Genomic DNA, 20558 nt, shown 5'->3' on the forward strand with positions numbered 1-20558 from the left:
TTAGAATCTAAAGTGAGAAAATGCTTTATTGGCTTCTGCCATCTTATGAGTATCAACTCGCTTTTTCACTGCCGCGCCCTCTTCTTTTGATGCTGCCAGGATTTCCGCTGCCAGCTTCTGAGCCATCGACTTTTCATTTCTTTTTCGGGAAAAGCTGATCAGCCATTTCATCGCAGTTGATATTTTACGATCCGGTCTGATCTGCATCGGGATCTGGAAAGTAGCCCCTCCAACCCTTCTGCTTCTTACCTCTACGTGAGGCATCACATTGGAAAGTGCGTCTTTCCATAATTCGAGACCTGATTTCTCTTCGTCAGTCTTTTTTTCTTCCACGATATCAATCGCGTCGTAAAACACCTTAAAGGCCACTGATTTCTTTCCATCCCACATCATCATATTGACGAAACGGGTTACCAGCTGATCATTAAATCTTGGATCTGGTAATAGTGGTCTTTTCTTTGCCTGTCTTTTTCTCATTGCTTCTTCTTAAAAGTGTTGCTTACTTTTTGGGTCTTTTGGCACCGTACTTAGAACGTCTCTGTGTCCTGCCGGCTACACCTGCAGTATCCAGAGCTCCTCTCACTATGTGATATCTAACTCCTGGCAAATCCTTCACCCTTCCGCCTCTAACCAATACTATCGAGTGCTCCTGTAAATTGTGTCCTTCTCCGGGGATGTATGCGTTTACTTCCTTTCCGTTGGTTAACCTCACCCTGGCTACTTTTCTCATAGCCGAGTTAGGCTTCTTCGGTGTAGTGGTATAAACACGCGTACAAACACCCCTTCGCTGGGGACACGAATCCAAAGCAGCCGATTTACTCTTCTTGGTAATTGTGGCCCTTCCTTTTCGTACTAATTGTGAAATTGTTGGCATACTATTATATAATGTATAAATCTACCCTCTTTTAAGGGCTGGCAAATGTAGTAATTATTCATTATAATTCAAATGCCTGTGGCTTAATTTTGCAGGATTTTTTTTTCACGCATAATACTTTGAGAATCAGAGTCGTCTTTGCCTTTGAAAACCAAACTGATTTACACCATAGTTTATACCTTAATATATGTAGGAAATTCATTTTAAAAATTTTTTACAGTTTTAGAACATAATTCCCGATAAAAATATCTTTAAGCCTTTTAGAGTGGATTTGCGAACTGCACAATATCAGACATCCTTAAATATTCATTTCTAATTCAACTCATGAATTCGGATTCGATTTATTAATTTTTTAACAAAACCAATTCCTATTTGCCCTTTTTACTGTTCTCAAAATCAGGAGACCCCTATTATTCTCTTAAAGTTTTATTAAAATAAGTTTGGATTATTAACATAGAATTGTGATTTTCGCACTTAGCTAATTCAAATAATTTTAAAATGAGAACAAATTTAAATGGAATCTTGACGCTTTTATTGGCGTTTGTTGTGCATTTGACTTTTGCGCAGGAGAAGACGGTCTCCGGTACCGTGACGGACCAGGACGGACTTCCGCTTCCAGGAGTAAACATCGTCGTTGAAGGAAGTACCTCAGGTACTCAAACCGATTTCGACGGAAATTACTCTATTAGAGGTAGTGCAGGTCAGACACTTCTTTTCAGTTACATCGGTCAAAGAGATGTACGGGTTACTATTGGAGCGAGCAACACTATCAATGTGCAGATGCAGGAAGATGCTCAGGCACTGGAAGAGGTAGTAGTAACTGCTCAGGGTATTAAGAAAGAGAAGCAAGCCCTGGGGTATGCGGTTTCTGAAGTAGGTGATGAACTACTTGAGCAACGTGCCGAGGGTGATGTCGGTCGTATCTTAACAGGTAAGGCTTCCGGGGTTAATATTCAGGCCCAGAGTGGTCTTTCCGGATCTGGTACCAGTATTATCATCAGGGGTCTCAGTACCTTTAGTGGTAGTAACCAGCCATTGTTTATCGTTGACGGGGTACCTTTTGACAGTGGTACTAACGGACAAACACAAAACGGACAAGGTAACAGCTTCGTTGATGGAAACAACGGTTCCAGTAGGTTCCTGGATTTGGATCCCAACAACATAGAGAGTGTAAACGTATTAAAAGGTTTGGCTGCTGCCACACTTTACGGTACTGCCGGACGTAACGGGGTAATCCTCATTACTACCAAGAACGGTGCTGCCGGAACAGGACAGGCCAAGAAAAACGAAGTAACAGTGAGCAGCTCGATCTTTATCAACGAGATTGCTTCCCTTCCTGATTACCAGGATGAATTCGGTAACGGATTCGACCAGGCTTTCGGTTGGTTCTTCAGTAACTGGGGACCAAGTTTCGACAGAGACGGAGTAGCAGGCTGGGGAACTCAGTCGGCCATCGATGATGCAGGAACTCTTGCTCACCCATACTCTACTTCTACTTCAGCTATCCAGGCTGCATTCCCGGAATTTCAGGGAGCCAGATACCCTTGGAGACCTTATGACAGTGTAGAGAAATTCTTTAAGCAAGGAGTTGTTCAGACAAACTCTGTAAACGTAAACGGTTCTTCCGATGACGGAAGCATGAGTTACAACATGAACTTCGGTCACCTGGACGATCAAGGATTTACACCAGGTAACAACCTGAGAAGATATACAGTAGGTCTTGGTGGTAGAGCAGTGCTTTCCAATAAGATCACTGCTTCAGGTACACTGAACTTTGCAAATACTAACTTCCAGTCGCCACCGGTTGCTGCAAGTACAGGTAACAGTGTTTTCGGTACAGGTTCTTCAGTCTTCGCCAACGTATTCTATACGCCAAGGAGTGTGGACATTCAGGGACTACCTTTTGAGAGCCCTGTTGACGGTTCCAGTGTATACTATCGTCAGAACAACAGTATCCAGCATCCGCTTTGGACCGTTAAAAACTCCAAGACTGAGCAGGATACCAAAAGGGTTTTCGGAAATATGGCCCTTGTTTATGATATCAATGACAACCTTAACCTGACTTACCGTTTTGGTTTGGATGTCTACAGTGAAAATAATATTACGTCTCAGAATAAAGGTGGTATCGGAGGTAGCGTTGCTACACAGAGTGGTATCCTCCAGACCTGGAACAACACTAACACCCTTTTTGATCACAACCTGATCCTTACAGGTCAGTACGAGATCTCAGAGAAAGTTGGGTTCAGCTTTAACGCTGGTGCTACTACAAGAAGCGAGAAATTCGATCAGAATGGTGTAGCTTCTTCTGGACAGCAGGTATTCGGAGTACTGAGACATTTCAACTTCTCCCTGTTCGAACCCATCCAGTTTCTACAAGAAAGAAACATTGCAGGGGTTTACGGACAGTTAGACTTCGACTACGATCGTATGGTCTATCTTACGCTTGCAGGAAGGAATGACTGGGTATCTAACCTTGCCCAGGACAACAGAGCGATCTTCTACCCCAGTGCTAGTATTTCGCTTATTCCTACCAAGTTTATCCCAGGATTGCAAAGTCCTAACGGAGTTAACTACATGAAGCTTAGAGCAGGTTACGGAACATCGGCTAACTTCCCAACAGGGTATCCGGTAGCTTCCACGCTGATCCTCGATACACAGAACTTCCAGGATGGAGACGGAAACAATACCGTGACCAACGTAAGTGCTAACTTGTTGGGTAATCCTAACCTGAAGCCTGAACTTCTGCAGGAATTAGAATTTGGTATTGAAGCCAGACTTTTTGACAGCAGACTTACATTAGATGCTTCTTATTATTCAAGGATCACAGAGGATCTTATTATCGACCGTCCACTTGACCCGTCGACTGGTTATACAACTACACAAACAAACGTGGGTGAGATCAAGTCATGGGGAACGGAAGTTGACGCTACCCTGGATATCTTCAGATCTAGTGAGCCGGGAGGCTTAAACTGGAGCCTGAATTCAAACTGGTTCTTTAACGAATCAGAGGTAACCGACCTTGGTCTTGATACTGATATCGTTGTGTACGCAGGATTTACCAATTTAGGTAATGCTGCAAGGGTTGGAGATCCGTTAGGAATAATGGTAGGTACCCGTATCCAAAGGGATGACAATGATAATTTTGTGGTAAATGCCGCCGGTGACTATATCGAAGAAGAAGGATTGTTTGAAATCGGAGATCCTAACCCAGACTGGGTACTAAACGTTGGAAACAGCTTTAGTTACAAGAACTTCAATTTTAATTTCTTGTTCAACTATACACATGGAGGAGATATTTATTCAAGAACCGCATCCGTATTAATCGGAAGGGGATTGACCACAGATGTTGTAGATCGTTTAAATACCTTTATCCTTCCAGGTGTGAAGGGTGACGGAACACCTAACGATGTTCAGATTAACAACTCAACGTTCTACTTCAACAACGTTTTATTCGGACCTGATGAATTAGGAGTCTTTGACGCATCAACCGTAAGGTTACAGGAAGTTTCTTTAGGCTATAGTGTGCCTGCTAAGTTCCTGGATAAAACACCATTTGGTTCCTTGAGCTTTACTGTTTCAGGATTCAACATGTGGTACGAAGCCATTAACATTCCCAAGGGAACAAATTTTGATCCCAACGTAGCCGGTATCGGTATTGGAAATGGTAGAGGATTTGATTATCTTAATGGACCTAGTTCAAGAAGATACGGATTCAGTGTTAAAGCTTCATTTTAATTAAAATAAAAATTGATCATGAAAAACATATTTAAATATTTAAGTATTGGTCTGTTGGGTGGAGTCCTTTTCACAGGATGCGAAACCTCCAATCTGGACCTTACCGAAAATCCCAATGCTCTGACACCTGCTCAGGCTGATCCCGACTTCTACCTCAATGAAGTTCAGGTAAGGTTTGCCCGAGTGGTAGAGTCCCTGGGTGAAACAGGTGCTGAGGTAACCCGTATCGAATGGATGGGTAGCAGAAACTACCAGAATGCGTATTCTCCGTCTGGCTTTGACGTTAGCTGGGAAGATGCTTACCAGGAAGTTATCAAGAACGCCAGAGATCTTACGCCAATCGCGCAAGAAGCAGGTCTGACACATCATGTTGCCATCGCTCAGTTGATCGAGGCATATACGATGACCCTGCTTGTAGATTACTTTGGAGATGTTCCTTACTCAGAAGCCATAGGTGGGGCCGATAATCTTAATCCTGCTCCTGATAGTGGTACTGACATCTATACAGCCGCTTTGGCTCTTACAGATCAGGCAATAGCTAATTTTAATTCCAATGCTTTAGCTGATCCGGCTATTGATTTCTATTATGACGGTGACTGGGATGCATGGGTAAAAGCTGCAAATACATTGAAATTGAGGTTACACCTTAATCTTGGAAATACTTCAGCTTTTAACAGCATTATCTCCGGAGGAAACTATATCGCTTCAACAGATGATGACTGGCAGTTCCAGTGGGGGTCTAACCAGGTACAGCCTGATACAAGACATCCTAATTACGCACAGAACTATACTGTAACAGGTGGTGGTGATTATGCTTCAATCTGGATGATGAACCTGATGGATACCTCTGATGATCCAAGGATCAGATACTATTATTATCGCCAAAACGAAGGTACTCCGGGATCTAACGATATCGATGGTGATCCTGTTGCACCGAATGAAGAAACACTGGATTGCTCCCTACAATCACCTCCTGCTCAGTATACTGCAGGTGGGTTCCCATTCTGTACTTTAGACAACGGATACTGGGGTAGAAATCATGGTAATGATTCTGGTATTCCACCAGATGGTTTATTGAGGACTGCCGTTGGAGTTTATCCACAAGGAGGTCAGTTTGACGACAACAGTTTTGGAGAAACCAGTTTAGGTACTGGGGGTGGCGGAGCAGGTATTACTCCTGTTATCCTTGCCTCAACAGTCGATTTCTGGAGAGCAGAACTTGCGATGAATGGAAGTCCGGCCGCAGGAAAACCTTTTATCCTTGCCGGGATAGACAAGTCTATTATGAAAGTACAGACCTTTGCTTCCCTGGATGCCACTGCGGATCTCTCCTTTGAGCCATCTGCGACAGACGTTTCAGATTTTATCGCTTCCATCGATGCTGCCTTTGACGCGGCAGATGATGAAGGTAAATGGAACATCATGGCCGAACAATTCTTTGTTGCCCTGAAAGGGAACGGTCACGATGCATATAATTTTTATAGAAGAACTGGATATCCTACTAATTTGGAGCCTAATTTGGAGCCAAATCCAGGAGCATTTATCCGAAGCTTCTTCTACCCGGCGAATGCTGCAAACACCAATTCTTCCTTAGCGCAGAAATCAGGTGTTACAGACCAGGTGTTCTGGGATACTAATCCTTCCTCACCAACATTCCCAGTTGCTAATTAATTTAAAAAAAAATTACGATGAAAAAAGTTAGTGTATTTCTTTTAGCGTTGTCCACAGTCTTCTTTGTCTCCTGTGAAACGGATGACAAAGTAGTGGACCAGGTACTTGAAAACTACACCGTAGGTGCGGTGTTGAGAACAAGAACCCAGGAAGGTAATCCATTTAATGCCTTTGTACCGGAATCTGTTTTTACAGTTACCGTAGAAGAGCAGGATTCAGAATTTGGAGACTTGTTAGCCTCAGTTGATCTGTATGCTTCATTTACAGATAACCAGGAAGATCCTAATGACAACAGTAAAGCCGAGATTTTGATTGCCACTTATGATGCAAGCGAATTCTCTACTAGTTCACGGGGGCTTCCAGAACTTACATTCTCAACTACTCTTGCAGAGTCGGCCAGCCTTTTAGGAGTTGGTACAGATTATTCAGGAGGAGATGTGTTCAGCTACCGATTTGTAGTAAACCTTACAGATGGCTCGAGCTGGACCAATGTAAATGGTAATCAAAACGTTCTTGGGGGATCTTATTTCAGTTCTCCTTATAAGTACGATGTTGTCGTAGCATGTATCCCTGTAGGTCCTGTTCCTGGTGATTACACTTTGGATATGCAGGATTCCTTTGGTGATGGGTGGAACGGTGCTTCTATTAGAGTTACAGTTGATGGTGTAGCTACAGATTATACCATCTCTGCTGCTCAGGGTGCCTCAAACTCAGAGGTATTTACAATTCCTGACACAGCTACAACAGTTACTTTTGAATATGTTTCAGGAGACTGGGATTCGGAAGTTACTTACCAATTGTACGCTCCAAACGGCAAGATTGCCTTTGAAGATGGACCTAGTCCGTTTATTGGTGACTTTACCGGTAGTTTAAGTATATGTCCATAGAAGGATTATAATATAAAACAGAAAAGGCCATCCTAATAAGATGGCCTTTTTTCATTCTTAGTCGGGAATTTCCCAAACTCTTTTTATTACATTTGAAAAATTTTAAAAATGAATGTATTTCCAAAGCTATTTACAGAACTCATGGGATACTTCTTAAATGTATAAATTATTACTTATCAATTATGAAATTTAAATTCCTGGCAGTTTTCGTATCAATATTATCCTTTACAGGATATTCTCAGGTAACCGGCGCTGCTCCATTAGGTGAAACCGGACTATTTAATTCCGCCCAGGGAGGAAGTCCCATGCTCAACCTGGTGATGATGAACCTGCGTGTAAATGAAAAGACTAAAGGAGGCGAGGAAATACTAGGTTCTCCTTACCTCACAGAAAACTTCATTAAAAGTAAAGTGTATTTTGGGGAAGAATTTGTGGGCGACTTCTTTGTACGATACAACGCATTAAACAGTGAGATTGAAATAAAGGAAACAGACCTTGAGGAAGAAAATCCCAAACGCCTGTTAGCCAATCAGGATCTCAGAGTGAAATACGGCAACCGTGAATTGAGGTTTACCACCTATATCAACAAAAAAAATGAAACCAAGAACGGATACCTTTCTATTATCTCATCCGGTGATTCATATACTCTTTATCACCGCCTTGCAGTGAAATACAGCGAAGGTAAAGCTGCTGCCAACTCCATGGTGATGGCCATACCCAGCAGATATGCCCATTTTGTAGAATACTACTACAAAAAAGCCGGGGTTGAACGGATTGATCAGCTCACTCAGAAAAAAGGCGCCCTTTTGAAAATACTCGATAAAGAAATCAGGGACCAGGTAAATTCATTTATTAAAGAAGAAAAAATTGATCTGAGCGAGGAAACTGATCTGATTCGTACCTTTGAGTATATCAATTCAATAGACACTTCCTCATGAAAGATTTAATCCTTCCCATAGTTCTTTTATCATTCTTTGTGCTGAGCGGTCAACTGGTTGACCAGGCCGCACCCCAAATGGCAGGTGTGGAGAATGATCCATTTGCCAATTTCCACCAAAGATGGACCCCGTCTATGCAGAAACTATTCCAACTTGTTCGTGACGATGACGGGAAGGTAACTCACTATGTTGGAGCCGAAGTGGGAACACCCTATGAAACAATTGATTTTAAAAAAGGACATGTTTGGTATAAAGATGAAGACCTGGGAGAATTCTATTACAGGTATAACATTTTTTCTAATGAAATAGAACTTAAAAGAACTCACCTTCCGGAAGAAAAACACCAGGCGTTGATCAGGGACCCCAACGTTGTTCTTGCTTCTACTACAAGGGACAAGGAATATTTTTATCTTCCTTTTATTAACGATAAAACGATAAAAAAAGAAGGCTACCTTATCCGGTTGTACAACGGCAGCTCCTTTAAACTCTACAAACATCTCGAATCGAAATATACCGAGGCCAAACCGGCTGCCAATTCAATGGTAAATCCTACTCCCAGCAAATTCACCACCTTCAGCTCTTATTTGCTACAAAAAAAAGACGGTGAGATCAAGGAAATCAGCCTTAAGAAAAATAAATTCCTCAAACAGCTAGATGCTAGCTCAGCAGAAAAGATGAAGGCTTATTTAAAAGAAAATAAGATCGACCTCTCTGAAGAAACACAATTGATAAGAGCGATTTCCCATATGGAAGAAGCGGAGTTGTAAACTCTTGTTTTATGGCTTATTTTAAGCCGATTTCACGCATTATTCAGTGTAATTGTTCACTACCTTTGCCTTATGTCTAAAAACACCCAGATTTACGGTATTAGAGCCGTTATGGAGGCTATTGAGTCTAAAGAACCCATTGACAAGGTATATATTCAGAAAGGACTGAAAGGCCATCTTTCAAGGGAATTGGAAAATCTCGTACGTAAAGAGGGTATTCCCGCTTCCTTTGTACCCCTGGAAAAGATCAATAAATTAAGTCAGAATAACCACCAGGGAGTTGTGGCTACAATCTCCCCTATTTCCTTCCAGACCATGGAATCTTTAATCGACAAGGTCCTGGCGCAGAAAAAAGATCCGCTCTTCCTTTTACTCGATGGAATTTCAGACGTTCGGAACCTGGGAGCAATTATCAGAACCGCAGAATGTTCTGGTGTAGATGGTATCATTATGCCGAAAAAAGGCGCTGCCCCAATCACCGGAGATACCGTAAAAACTTCAGCAGGGGCTGTTTTTAAAATTCCCATTGCCAAAACGGACCACATAAAAGACGCTGTCTTTTATCTAAAGGCATCGGGGGTAATGGTCGTAGCTGCAACTGAAAAAACAAATAATTTGTTATACACCCTGGATCTGAAAGGAGCCGTTGCGGTGATCATGGGTGCTGAAGACACGGGTATTTCCCCTTCTATTCTCAAAGAATCTGATCATACGGCTAAACTTCCCTTGATGGGAGAGATTGGTTCATTGAATGTTTCGGTCGCCTGTGGGATATTTTTATTTGAAGTGGTCAGGCAAAGAATGAGTTAATCATTTTTACTATCAGAACCCTTCCTAGCCTTTTTATAGTGGTAAGTGATTTTGAGATTCTCTTCCCCTTCCTCCGATAGATTTTCTATAAAATTTCCATCTTCATCGAAATGCTTTAGAAATTCGTCCTCCTCTTCATTGTAATCCTCCTTTTCCCAGGCGTATTTTACGGGAGGAGGCAGACTCACTTTTAAAAAGACAGCCATCAGCAATCCCACGAGGAAACCGCCCAGGTGCCCTTCCCAGGAAATCTCTTCCTTAATTGGGAATATATACCAGAGCATACTTCCATATATAAAGGAAACGACAAGAGAAACAGCTACCAAACGGTAATGTTTGGTAAAGATGCCCTTAAAGAAAATAAAACTGGCCAGAAGATATATGAGTCCACTCGCCCCAATATGATAAGCAGGTCGGCCAATCGCCCAGGTGATAATTCCCGTGGCAATCAATCCCCAGAAAAGAAATCTAAAGGAAATATTACGGTAGAAATACAAGAGTGTGGCCAGTAAAATAGCCAATGGCAGGGTATTGTTGTACAGATGTTCAACAGATGAATGCAACAAAGGACTAAAGAGTATCCCCCGGAGTCCGGTAACTGTTCTGGGGTAGATTCCAAATTCATTCCAGTTAGTGTTGAATTGCAGTTCCAGCCAGAAAACCGTCCAGATCAGCAGGACCGCAATCATAGGCACCAGTAGTACCCCGTTAGAATACCTGAAATGTGTCTCTTCTTTCAATCGGGTTATCTTTCCCCTAATAGTACAAATTTCGAACCATTTTGCCAATTCCTGCCCTCTTGTCATCCGTAGAAAAAATGTACTTTTAAGGTCATGAATGAACCCCTGGCAGAACGCGTAAGGCCCAAGACTCTGGAAGACTATATTAGTCAGCACCATCTGGTAGGTGAGCAGGGATCTCTTACACATCAGATCAGGAAGGGAACAATCCCTTCTCTTGTGCTTTGGGGTCCGCCCGGTACCGGAAAAACAACCCTGGCACAGATCATCGCCAATGAGAGTAAAAGGCCATTTTACACTTTGAGCGCGATCAACAGCGGGGTAAAGGATATCAGGGAAGTCATTGACAAGGCAAAGGAAAGAGGCAATCTCTTTACTACTAAAAACCCCATCCTATTTATTGATGAGATTCACCGGTTTAGCAAAGCCCAGCAGGATTCTTTGCTGGGTGCCGTAGAAAAAGGCTGGATTACCCTCATCGGAGCCACCACTGAAAATCCCAGTTTTGAGGTTATTCCCGCTTTGCTGTCGCGATGTCAGGTATACGTACTGAACCCTTTTGGAAAAGAAGATCTCGAAATTTTATTAAAAAGGGCTATAGATGAAGATCGTGTCCTTAAAGAGAAAAATATTGAGCTAAAAGAAACTGAAGCCCTCTTAAGACTATCAGGAGGTGACGGACGAAAACTCCTGAATATTTTTGAACTGGTTGTCTCTTCAGAGCCGGACATGAAAATTACCATTACGAATGAAATGGTGATGAACAAAGTGCAGAAGAACACTGTTTTGTACGATAAAACCGGAGAGCAGCATTACGACATTATATCCGCTTTTATAAAATCCATCAGGGGAAGTGATCCACAGGCAGCTGTATACTGGCTGGCAAGAATGATAGAGGGAGGCGAAGACGTAAAGTTTATCGCCCGGCGAATGCTAATTTCCGCTTCTGAAGATATCGGCCTGGCAAATCCCACTGCCCTGGTTATCGCCAATAATACTTTCCAGGCTGTTACAATCATAGGCTATCCTGAGGCAAGAATCCTATTGAGTGAATGCGCTATTTATCTGGCGACAAGCCCCAAGAGCAATTCCAGTTATACAGCCATAAAAAAAGCTCAAGAGGCCGTAAGGCAGCACGGTGATCTCTCTGTGCCTGTAGACCTGCGAAATGCCCCTACCCGACTCATGAAAGATCTCGGGTATGGCAAAGAGTACAAATACGCACACGATTACCAACAAAACTTTGTGGATGCAGAATTTCTGCCTGATGCTATAACAGGCACCGTTTTTTACTCCCCCGGTGACAACTCACGTGAAAAGGCAATCAAAGACTATCTGGACCAAAGATGGAAAGATAAGTACCAGTACTAGAACTTTATCTGCAATTCTTCCTGGATGCGGTCTGCCCCCTGATAAAATTCAAATATCCAAATATCATCCCTCAGGAACAACAAGCCGGTCTGCCCTTTCCTTTCCGCAACAAATACATTGGGAAGGGATGTCTCATTTAAATAGAACTGGATACTTGGGGTTGTATCAACCAATTGAAAGCCCGTTTCGGTTTTCTGGGCATAAAGTGTCCCTAAAAATACCGGTTCATTTTCAGCAACCTCAGCAACGGCGTCCTGCAATGTAACTGCTTCCGTTTGTTCCTCAGGCATCGGCAGTAAGGCCGACTCTTCTTTATCCTGCTGTTCTTGCGTGGATTCAGCTGTATCTTCAACCGCCTCCGGTTCGGGTTCGACGGCTGGCGGAGGTGGTGGTGGTAATTTTTTTACATCGTCCTTAAAATTCAGAACAACCGGAGAATTATTTTCTGATTCGGCATAGGCGTATTGAAAACTACTCAGCGAACTAAAGGCCTCAGATATGGCTTCCCGATACGCTTTTACATATTCTTTTGTTTTACTGCTGCCCATTTGGGTACGGTACTGCTCTTCCCCTTTACAGTCTTCAAATACAATAGCTACTTTAGTGGAGAATAGGTTCGACTGTTCATCCAGTTTTGTATAGAGCGCCAGACAACGATCCGAGTCTAATTCCAGGGGTAAAGCATCATCGTAAAAAGCATTAATACCTTGTTTTGAAAGGTAAAACTTAACCATCGTACTTGTTTTATACTGATTTTCACTTCGAAATTTCTCGAATTGTTTTGGTACAATGACGTATTTGTAGTTATTGATGACAGACTGCGCAAAGCAAAAGGTCCCCAGAAAGAGAAGCAAAACGGTACTGTAAATTTTCATGTATCGGAACTATCGGTTAGTTCCCCAAGATAGGATATTAAATCCTATTTGAAAAGACGCATAATGACTGTCGGCAAGGTTCTGATATCCCAGGAGGTTATTTCCCAGAACATAAAAATTGACGGGGCCTGCCTGAAAATTTATCCCTAGTCCTATATTGGTCATGGAAAATTTATCAACGGTATAGGTTGTTTTCAATCCAAGGAAATTTCCAATCCTACGGAGATAAAAAGCTGTAAGAGCTGCTTGTGGCCCCCTGGGTCTGTTAATGGCATGTAGTTGCACTCCCAGGGCATTTCGGTAGGAAAAGCGCGTATCAGCATCTGTAACCCCAATATCACAATCACAGTCAAGATCACCATTTACAGGTTCACCAAAATTATATCTCAGCGACCCGTATAGTTGAGTGGGCCTGAACGTGATATAACTTGTATTGTTATCCTCAAAGGGTAATTGGGCTTCTATTTCATCGACCAGATCCTGCCAGAAATCTGAATTGGCATCGTCAAAGGCATCGGGCAGAATTACTTCAATACCTTCTGTAGTGGCACTCCCCTGCAGGGAATATCCTTTGATGTCTCCCGAATGATATACAAATCCCAGATCGAGCAGGCTTCCCGTCACCACTGTTCTTTCATTGAGTTGATAAGTAAAACCCAGATCAATCCCAAGACCCAGGTCCCCTCCAAGAAGGGCTCTTTTGGTAATCACATTCGCCACGGTACCAGCTGCTTCGTTATCTATGATAGCCCTTATCTCTTCTACACCCGAGGTTCGCAATTGCATATCGGCTACCAGGGTATTAGCCAAAAGGTTGTTCTGACCTTCATTGGTTACGAAATAACCCGAATTCGTTGAAGAATGGAAATCGTAGATGCCGGAATATATCTTGGCTCTGGCACCCACGGTAAGACTTCGGTTTAATTCTTTGTTCAGGCCGAAATGAAAAACCGTAAGTCCTTCACCCCTGGTCTTCAGGTGCCCCAGATCAAACCTTCTTCCCAGCTGATCTGCGTTCCCCTCAAAGGCGAGATAAGCGAGATCCTGTGGCCAGTAAAGAATTGTACTCGATTCAAAATACACTCCAAAGGAATAAAAATGCCTTGGATTTTTCTTACTTCTATATCCACCGTGAAGCAGGTCTAATTGTACTGTTGCTCCAAATTCATCCCTTTTTGACAAGCCATTAAGTGCACGTGTACGAACTTTTATGTTGAAATCAATCCCATCATTGGCAAACAGATCATTCACCGTAATCCCGCTTGTCCCGGCCTGGCCGTAAATTCCGGATGCAAGAGGAACTCCTGCATACCAGGAAAAAGAGGTGTTCATCCCGGGATTCAATAAAATAGCCTGTGGTATCTCAGTAAAATCGTAGAGTAACTCCTTGTTCTGGCTAAAAAGAGAGCCACTACCCCAGAGAGCAGCTATAATTAAGAGTCCCCAGAATCTCATTTTAATTGTAACCTGAATTTACCACTAGACCTGAAGACAACCATAGGGTCTGGCAGAGATGAAACACTCGTTGTATCGCCCAGATTACTGGCACTTACCCGAACTGCCGAAGTGTTTCTGATAATATCTAAACTTCGCCCTGTCGGAGTGCCATAGGTGGTCTCACGTCTTATTATTGATGCAGGGCCGGGATCGAGTGAAAAAAATTCTGTATCAAGGACATTTCCGGCTTCATCGAGGTACTCAAAAACAATCTCTAGCTCCTTACTGGTAGTGTTTTCAAGCTCATAAGTCATTACCCCATCCAAGACGTTATCCGCAAAAAAACTCTCGTTAAAAGCATCGAAATTAAAGGTCTGAATATACCAGATAGCACCATTGGCGTCATTAATTACACTTTCAGGACTTTCCACATACAAAATGCTCGCTTCAATGGTCGGAATGATCTCAAGGTCGTCAAACTGATCGAAGTTTTGCTCCTCCACACAGGAGGTCAAACCTAACACTAATACCAATATGAAGTATTTAAATTTCTGCATCTTAGGGCCCTGTTAAAGGCATCGGAATTTACAAGAGATACGCCCTCCTTTCCCTATATAACTTTATAAAAAAGATTTTATTTCACTAAGATGGTGAATGATTTCCCCATGTTTGTGAAGAGGATCGCCATGGACATTAAGATGAATTGTATGTAAACCCATTGCACGTGCACCCAGTATATCAGCTTCAAGGTTATCTCCCACCATAACGGCATGCTGAGGAAGTACCATGGTTCGGGCCAGGGCAAGTTGAAATATTATTGGATTTGGCTTTTTAACTCCTGCCATTTCTGAATTAATAATTTGATCAAAGTATCCCGATATTCCTGCGTTGTACAACTTTTTCGTCTGTACTTCTTCAAACCCATTGGTAATGATATGCATCTTATATCGCGGTTTCAAATAATCAAGAATCTCACGAGTATAGGGCAGTAAGTGCCCATATGTTGAAAGATGTTCGATATAGGCATGAGCAAGGCTATTAATCACAGTATCCTCAACAGCATAATTCACCCTGTCAAAGACCTTACGCAGCCTTTGATAACGCAAAGCTCCTTTTTCAATTTTATTCTCCCTGTATAATTTCCAGAATTCCAGATTGACCGGTCTATATTCTTTCAGGAAGAACTCCAGCTCGAGATCGATACCATGATCCTCAAATATTTTCTCGAAGGTCAGTGCAGAATTTTTTTCAAAATCCCAGAGCGTATGGTCGAGGTCGAAGAAAACATCAGTCACTACTTCTCTATACATAATACCTGACAATCATTTCTGAATATAACTTGAGCCAGTTTGCTTTTTGTTCCGTCCCAAGCAATTCGTTAGAAAATACAGTGATAAAATGCCCATTGACATTCTTTACTTCCCGGTGTAACCGGTCTAATTCCGAAAATATTTCTTCCTCAGACTCCAGCTTTAACAAGGCATAATCATGCGCTGCAAACGGATGGATCTTTACCGGTTGTTGTATTTCCAGGGGAATGTCATAAAAGTAAAAGGAGGTGCAGGTTCCTGCTTTGAATCCCGTTTCATGGGTATATCCCATGGAATAATCATCCGTAAATTCGGCATCCACCAGATTCCGGTAGGTTTCCGGAATGTCGACCCGGTTGTAGCGCAACCGCACATAATCCACCGGCCTGTTGATCACATTAGTCAAATTCAGCTTTTCATCCTTGAGTAAATCAAAATTGGTAAAAGAACTATACGATGCCGCCAGAGAAACCTTATTGTAATCAGCCACCGATTTTATTAAATACCGAAAGTGGTTGTTTTCAGTAGATATATTTTTATCGTATCTCGAGTATTGGGCAAATTGAAAGAAAAACATCCCCGGTACCCCATGTTTTTTATGAATCTCAATCAAATCAGAAAAGTTATCAAAAGGATCTTTCCTCAGCCTGGTAATGACCATAATCCTTTGTGCTACCCTCCTGAACTTCAGGGAGAACAAATCGAGGAACAAGCCTATTCCACTGCGAAAAAATCCCCTGTGTCCAAAGCTGTGGGACACTGGAACGTCAATAACGGAAGTATATCGCACCTGTCTTACAGGGACCTTCAAATCGGGGAATCGCTCCTGAAGTAAAATGCGAAGTTTCTGAGCCCAGAGATCAACTACGGGGCGTTTTAGAAAACTATGCTCATGGGCGAGGCTTTCCCTGAAAGGAAATCTGCCGAAAAGGTCTTTAACATGAGGAAAGTATTCCTCATAACGGGACAAAAGATAAAAACTCGCCGCGAAAATATCAAAAGGAACATTACTTCTTTCCCCTGTCTGAAAAAAACAGGGTACCTCATCCCATTGAGATATGGTAATATCAACACTGCGAATACCCTGTTCAAACAACAAAGGATGGCTTTTAATAAAGAATTCATTTTGTAGCGGCTGTTTGGTGTAGGTGATCTTTGGCCCTGAGTGTTTGATAAAATCTTCTATTTTGGTAGTATATCCAACCTCAATCTGAAGCATCCGCTTAAATATCTGTTTCATGATATAGCTGAAGCGCGGAGTAATTTTATGGGTGTAGATCAACAGCATATTAAAGTAGTTGTTGGTCTGCAAAGCTGTAAAAGGACTTCTCGGCGATGATCAGATGATCAAGGACTCTTATATCGAGTACCTTCGCAGCTTCTTTTAATTTTTTTGTTATGGCCCTGTCTGCTTCGCTCGGAACAAGAGCTCCGGAAGGGTGGTTGTGGGCCAGGATTATGGCCACAGCACCGAGCTCCAGCGCCCTTTTTAAGACGAGCCTTACATCGACCAGGGTACCCGTAATCCCCCCTTTACTAAGCTGAGCCCTGTGTATTACAGTATTGGCATTATTTAGATAAAGTATCCAGAATTCTTCGTGTTCAAGTTCGGCCATAATGGGTTCTAGTACAGCAAATGCATCGGCACTCCCCCTGATTTTGGTTGGCGAATGACTTCCCGATTCTCTTCTTCTTCTCCCTATTTCGAGTGCTGCAGCAATAGTTACGGCTTTGGCCTCCCCTATTCCTTTAAATTTCATAAGGCGTTCTACAGAAAACTTCCCCAACTGATGAAGGTTGTCATTTGAACTATTGAGTATCTTTTTAGCAAGGCTAACGGCACTGTCTTCTCGGCTACCGGAGCCTATCAGAATTGCCAAAAGTTCGGCGTCTGTGAGTACCGACCTCCCCTTTTGTCTTAATTTTTCCCGCGGTTTGTCGTCGTCGGCCCACGATTTTATGGAGAATGAATCCGCCATTTTTTCCATGTCTAAAGATAATCAACTAATATTTTTAATGTACATTTCCCAGTGCAATAAAAAAGCAAGTTGTGAAATCTCTTTTCGACAGTGAAGTTTATAGGGAAATACTGAACAGGATAGACCAATTAAAAGCTACAGACAGAGGACAATGGGGAAAGATGACTGTTGGGCAGATGGTATGGCATTGTCAGGTTCCGTTAAAAGTGGCTGTTGCCAATAAACCCAATTCAAAAAAAGGCAATCTGCTGGTCAGATGGTTTTTTAAAAAGTCGCTCTATAACGACACACCGTGGCGAAAAAATTTACCCACCTCCCCTTTTGCAAAAACAACTGAAGCAAAAGATTTTACTACTGAAAGAGAAAAACTACGGGCGTTGATCACTGAATTCCACCAGCTGAACAACAGAAAAACATGGAATCCTCACCCCTTATTCGGGCGCCTTACTCATGAACAATGGGGTTTGATGCAGTACAAACACCTAGATCATCACCTCAGACAATTTGGTGTCTGACCTTCTTGTAATAAGAAAACTTAACTAATCCCTAAGTGACCCAGGAAGGCCTGCAGGTCTAGTCCGCCATAATTTCCGGAACTCATCAGCAGAAATACAGTATTATCAATTTCCTGCTGGTATAAAAATTGTTCAAATTCCGCGGGATCGGTAAATACTTCCAGCTTCTCATTTTTAAAAGCCCTTCTGATCTGTTCTGCTGACAAAGGCGCCAGTTTTTTGATAGCCACAGATTCAGGGGAATAAAATACCGCCCTTACGTCTGCAACGTCAAGCGTTCCCTGATAGTGTGAGAGAAAGGCTTCATTAAGGCTGCTGTAAGTATGTAGTTCCAGGCAGGCCACCAGCTTTTTGTCAGGAAATTGTTCTTTACTCGCTTTTGTGGTTGCCGCTACTTTACTAGGCGAATGGGCAAAGTCTTTAAAGACAACAGAGGACTTACTTTCCCCCAGTTTCTCCAGACGCTTTGATGCTCCTTTAAAGGTGCTTATGGCCTGGTAAAAGTCATCCTCATCAACACCCATCTGCTGACAAATCCATTTTGCCCCGGCCAAATTACTCAGGTTATGTTTCCCAAAAACTTCAATGGGTAAGGGGCCTTCTTCAGTACTTAGATAGGTCTGGCCTTCTATAACCTGGTAATCAGGGGTTCCGTAGGGAAATTTCCTGATCGTGTTTTCCGTCTTTTCCACCACTTCAGCAACCCATTTGTCTTCCTGGTTGTAAGTAATACTACCTCCCTTAACTATGCTATCTACAAAGATTTGAAATTGCTGGAGGTAATTCTCAAAAGTGGGAAAGACATTCATATGATCCCAGGCGATTCCACTCAAAAGGGCAATATTAGGTTGATACAGGTGGAATTTAGGGCGTTTATCTATAGGAGAGGACAAATACTCATCCCCTTCAAGAACTATAAAGTCGTTTTCCTCGGTCAGATGAACCATACGGTTAAATCCTTCCAGTTGTGCCCCTACCATATAATCGACGGCCTTTCCATTATAGGCGAGCACATGCAGTATCATTGATGTGATCGTTGTTTTGCCATGACTTCCGCCGATCACTACCCGTGTTTTATTTTTTGATTGCTCATAGAGGAACTCCGGGTAGGAATAGATCTTTAACCCCAGCTCCTGAGCTTTTAATAATTCGGGATTGTCTTTTTTTGCATGCATCCCAAGGATGACAGCATTTATGTTTTTGTCAAGTTTTCCGGGATACCATCCAAATTGCTCTGGTAACAGGCCTTGCCGCTCTAACCGCGATTTAGAGGGTTCAAAAATAACATCATCACTCCCTGAAATTTCATACCCCTTGTCGTGCAAGGCTAGGGCGAGGTTGTGCATGGCACTTCCCCCTATAGCAATAAAATGGATCCGCATTTGCCAGTAAAATTTCGAACAAAGATAGGGTTTGAAATATGCTTCCCAAAGTGAAGAGGGACGGAGATTCTTACTATCTTAGATTCTGCATAGGATTTTTGTTCTGGAACAGAAAATAAACATACACGAGACCGCTTTTGTCACAGCTGCATTCAGGGCCGGAGACCCTTCCCTGAGTTTGGATCCTTTTGCCCATCTATGGGCAAATGAAGCTACAAATGTGCATGCCCAACGCTATAGTCAGGCTGTATCTTCTTATGAAGCTCTTGCCCACTGCCTTCGGAACAGGTACTTTTTCGATACCCTGAATACCCTGGCAAAAGAAAATAAAATCGATATCCTTATGAATTTTGGATGTGGATTCAGCATGTACCCTTTTACCCTCCCCCCGTCGGTTCTATATGTGGAAATTGATACGACCGATGTCATTTCTTTTAAAAAGGATAAAACCCACCTATGGCAGGCTGAAGGATTACTGCCAAAGAGAAATATCGAATATGTGTCGGCCGACTTTAATGCGGTTTCACTGGAATATCTTTATAATAAATTACTTCCGCTGTCAGAGGGTAAGAAAATATTTATTCTGATTGAAGGAGTTTTGTTTTTTTTGGGGAGGGAGGATACTACTCGACTTTTTAATCTCTTCAATCGGTTACAGAAAAAGCAAGATTTCATTGGAAGTGTTTCCTTTGAGCCCTCTCTGGAAAAGCAAAAAGTTTTTAAGAAGTTAATCGATTTTGTAGAAGTGAATCTGGAGAAAAATCAGCAATTTAATTATCAGACCGTACCGGAAGAATTCTACACATCCGTTCAAGGATATCACCTCATTGATCACCAGGATACCATGAGTCTGGCTTCAAGATACAAACCAGACATATCGATATCTGAAGATGAAATACTCAACGAACATATGTACCTTATACAAAAGAGCTGAACTTATCATCAAATGAAAATACATTTAGAAAAAATGACTCCGGAAGAGATCATCCCGGGCTTTCTGGGCAAAATGATACATGGAGAAAAAATGACCCTGGTTTACTGGGAAGTAAAGAAAGATGCAGAAGTTCCGGAACACTCACATGAAAATGAGCAGATCATGCAGGTTCTCGAAGGCGAATTTGAATTTACCGTGGATGGAAGTACGGCAATTTACAAATCCGGTGAGCTCATTGTTATTCCGCCACACCTCCCACATAGTGGCAAAGCATTAACTCCCTGTCTGCTAATGGATATATTCAGTCCGGTAAGAGAGGCCTATAGATAAACG

20 protein-coding genes are annotated in these 20558 nt (G+C 42.4%); 10 read left to right on the forward strand and 10 right to left on the reverse strand.

The window, feature by feature from the left end:
* The gene (gene rpsG, locus ACA086_RS09465) at nt 1–477 is read right to left on the reverse strand and encodes a 30S ribosomal protein S7 (protein ID WP_369749079.1); all 477 of its coding nucleotides are present in this window, start codon (nt 475–477) and stop codon (nt 1–3) included.
* Between the two features lie 22 nt (nt 478–499).
* Nucleotides 500–874: a 30S ribosomal protein S12 gene (rpsL, locus tag ACA086_RS09470; protein ID WP_013305196.1), complete on the reverse strand. Its 375-nt coding sequence runs from the start codon at nt 872–874 to the stop codon at nt 500–502.
* Between the two features lie 498 nt (nt 875–1372).
* Between rpsL and ACA086_RS09475 the strand changes: the two genes are divergently transcribed.
* The 6 genes from ACA086_RS09475 to rlmB all read left to right on the forward strand — a co-directional run bounded on the left by ACA086_RS09475 (nt 1373) and on the right by rlmB (nt 9682).
* Nucleotides 1373–4609: a SusC/RagA family TonB-linked outer membrane protein gene (locus ACA086_RS09475; protein WP_369749080.1), complete on the forward strand. Its 3237-nt coding sequence runs from the start codon at nt 1373–1375 to the stop codon at nt 4607–4609.
* A gap of 18 nt (nt 4610–4627) precedes the next feature.
* On the forward strand, nt 4628–6280 hold the full coding sequence (locus tag ACA086_RS09480; RefSeq protein WP_371003060.1) for a SusD/RagB family nutrient-binding outer membrane lipoprotein: 1653 nt from the start codon (nt 4628–4630) through the stop codon (nt 6278–6280).
* Between the two features lie 17 nt (nt 6281–6297).
* Nucleotides 6298–7167, forward strand: coding sequence for a hypothetical protein (locus ACA086_RS09485; RefSeq protein ID WP_371003061.1), 870 nt, complete (start codon nt 6298–6300; stop codon nt 7165–7167).
* Nucleotides 7168–7349: 182 nt separating this feature from the next.
* The gene (locus tag ACA086_RS09490; protein WP_371003062.1) at nt 7350–8105 is read left to right on the forward strand and encodes a hypothetical protein; all 756 of its coding nucleotides are present in this window, start codon (nt 7350–7352) and stop codon (nt 8103–8105) included.
* Complete coding sequence (locus ACA086_RS09495; protein ID WP_371003063.1) at nt 8102–8872, forward strand: hypothetical protein; 771 nt, start codon at nt 8102–8104, stop codon at nt 8870–8872. The genes ACA086_RS09490 and ACA086_RS09495 overlap by 4 nt, the downstream gene beginning before the upstream one ends.
* A gap of 72 nt (nt 8873–8944) precedes the next feature.
* Nucleotides 8945–9682 carry a 23S rRNA (guanosine(2251)-2'-O)-methyltransferase RlmB gene (rlmB, locus tag ACA086_RS09500; RefSeq protein WP_371003064.1) on the forward strand — a complete coding sequence of 246 codons (738 nt, stop codon included), beginning with the start codon at nt 8945–8947 and terminating at the stop codon, nt 9680–9682.
* Here the strand turns inward: rlmB and ACA086_RS09505 are convergent.
* Complete coding sequence (locus ACA086_RS09505) at nt 9679–10422, reverse strand: rhomboid family intramembrane serine protease (RefSeq protein WP_371003065.1); 744 nt, start codon at nt 10420–10422, stop codon at nt 9679–9681. The genes rlmB and ACA086_RS09505 overlap by 4 nt on opposite strands.
* 93 nt (nt 10423–10515) lie before the next feature.
* On the opposite strand from ACA086_RS09505, the gene ACA086_RS09510 reads away from it, so the two are divergent.
* Entirely contained in the window at nt 10516–11793 is a 1278-nt protein-coding gene (locus ACA086_RS09510) for a replication-associated recombination protein A (protein WP_371003066.1), read from the forward strand.
* On the opposite strand, the gene ACA086_RS09515 is transcribed toward ACA086_RS09510, so the two are convergent.
* The 6 genes from ACA086_RS09515 to radC all read right to left on the reverse strand — a co-directional run bounded on the left by ACA086_RS09515 (nt 11790) and on the right by radC (nt 17403).
* Complete coding sequence (locus ACA086_RS09515; RefSeq protein WP_371003067.1) at nt 11790–12668, reverse strand: hypothetical protein; 879 nt, start codon at nt 12666–12668, stop codon at nt 11790–11792. The genes ACA086_RS09510 and ACA086_RS09515 overlap by 4 nt on opposite strands.
* A 9-nt stretch (nt 12669–12677) precedes the next feature.
* A complete protein-coding gene (locus ACA086_RS09520; RefSeq protein WP_371003068.1) occupies nt 12678–14123 on the reverse strand; it encodes a DUF5723 family protein in 1446 nt (481 codons plus the stop codon).
* Nucleotides 14120–14662, reverse strand: a complete 543-nt coding sequence (locus ACA086_RS09525; RefSeq protein WP_371003069.1) for a hypothetical protein — start codon at nt 14660–14662, stop codon at nt 14120–14122. Before ACA086_RS09525 ends, ACA086_RS09520 begins: the two co-directional genes overlap by 4 nt.
* 63 nt (nt 14663–14725) lie before the next feature.
* A complete protein-coding gene (locus ACA086_RS09530) occupies nt 14726–15415 on the reverse strand; it encodes a YjjG family noncanonical pyrimidine nucleotidase (RefSeq protein ID WP_371003070.1) in 690 nt (229 codons plus the stop codon).
* Nucleotides 15408–16655: a polysaccharide deacetylase family protein gene (locus ACA086_RS09535; RefSeq protein WP_371003071.1), complete on the reverse strand. Its 1248-nt coding sequence runs from the start codon at nt 16653–16655 to the stop codon at nt 15408–15410. The genes ACA086_RS09530 and ACA086_RS09535 overlap by 8 nt, the downstream gene beginning before the upstream one ends.
* A gap of 49 nt (nt 16656–16704) precedes the next feature.
* A complete protein-coding gene (gene radC, locus ACA086_RS09540) occupies nt 16705–17403 on the reverse strand; it encodes a DNA repair protein RadC (RefSeq protein WP_371003072.1) in 699 nt (232 codons plus the stop codon).
* 62 nt (nt 17404–17465) lie between these two features.
* Between radC and ACA086_RS09545 the strand changes: the two genes are divergently transcribed.
* Entirely contained in the window at nt 17466–17909 is a 444-nt protein-coding gene (locus ACA086_RS09545; RefSeq protein WP_371003073.1) for a DUF1569 domain-containing protein, read from the forward strand.
* 20 nt (nt 17910–17929) lie between these two features.
* Here the strand turns inward: ACA086_RS09545 and murC are convergent, their stop codons facing one another.
* Nucleotides 17930–19291 carry a UDP-N-acetylmuramate--L-alanine ligase gene (murC, locus tag ACA086_RS09550; RefSeq protein WP_371003074.1) on the reverse strand — a complete coding sequence of 454 codons (1362 nt, stop codon included), beginning with the start codon at nt 19289–19291 and terminating at the stop codon, nt 17930–17932.
* Between the two features lie 178 nt (nt 19292–19469).
* Here murC and ACA086_RS09555 point away from each other — a divergent pair, with 178 nt between their 5' ends.
* Together ACA086_RS09555 and ACA086_RS09560 are read left to right on the forward strand one after the other, a co-directional pair.
* Nucleotides 19470–20225 carry a class I SAM-dependent methyltransferase gene (locus tag ACA086_RS09555; protein ID WP_371003075.1) on the forward strand — a complete coding sequence of 252 codons (756 nt, stop codon included), beginning with the start codon at nt 19470–19472 and terminating at the stop codon, nt 20223–20225.
* Between the two features lie 12 nt (nt 20226–20237).
* On the forward strand, nt 20238–20555 hold the full coding sequence (locus tag ACA086_RS09560) for a cupin domain-containing protein (protein WP_371003076.1): 318 nt from the start codon (nt 20238–20240) through the stop codon (nt 20553–20555).
* Nucleotides 20556–20558: the final 3 nt, after the last annotated feature.

The organism is Muriicola sp. E247 (genome assembly GCF_041358175.1).
Taxonomy (GTDB): Bacteria; Bacteroidota; Bacteroidia; order Flavobacteriales; family Flavobacteriaceae; genus Muriicola.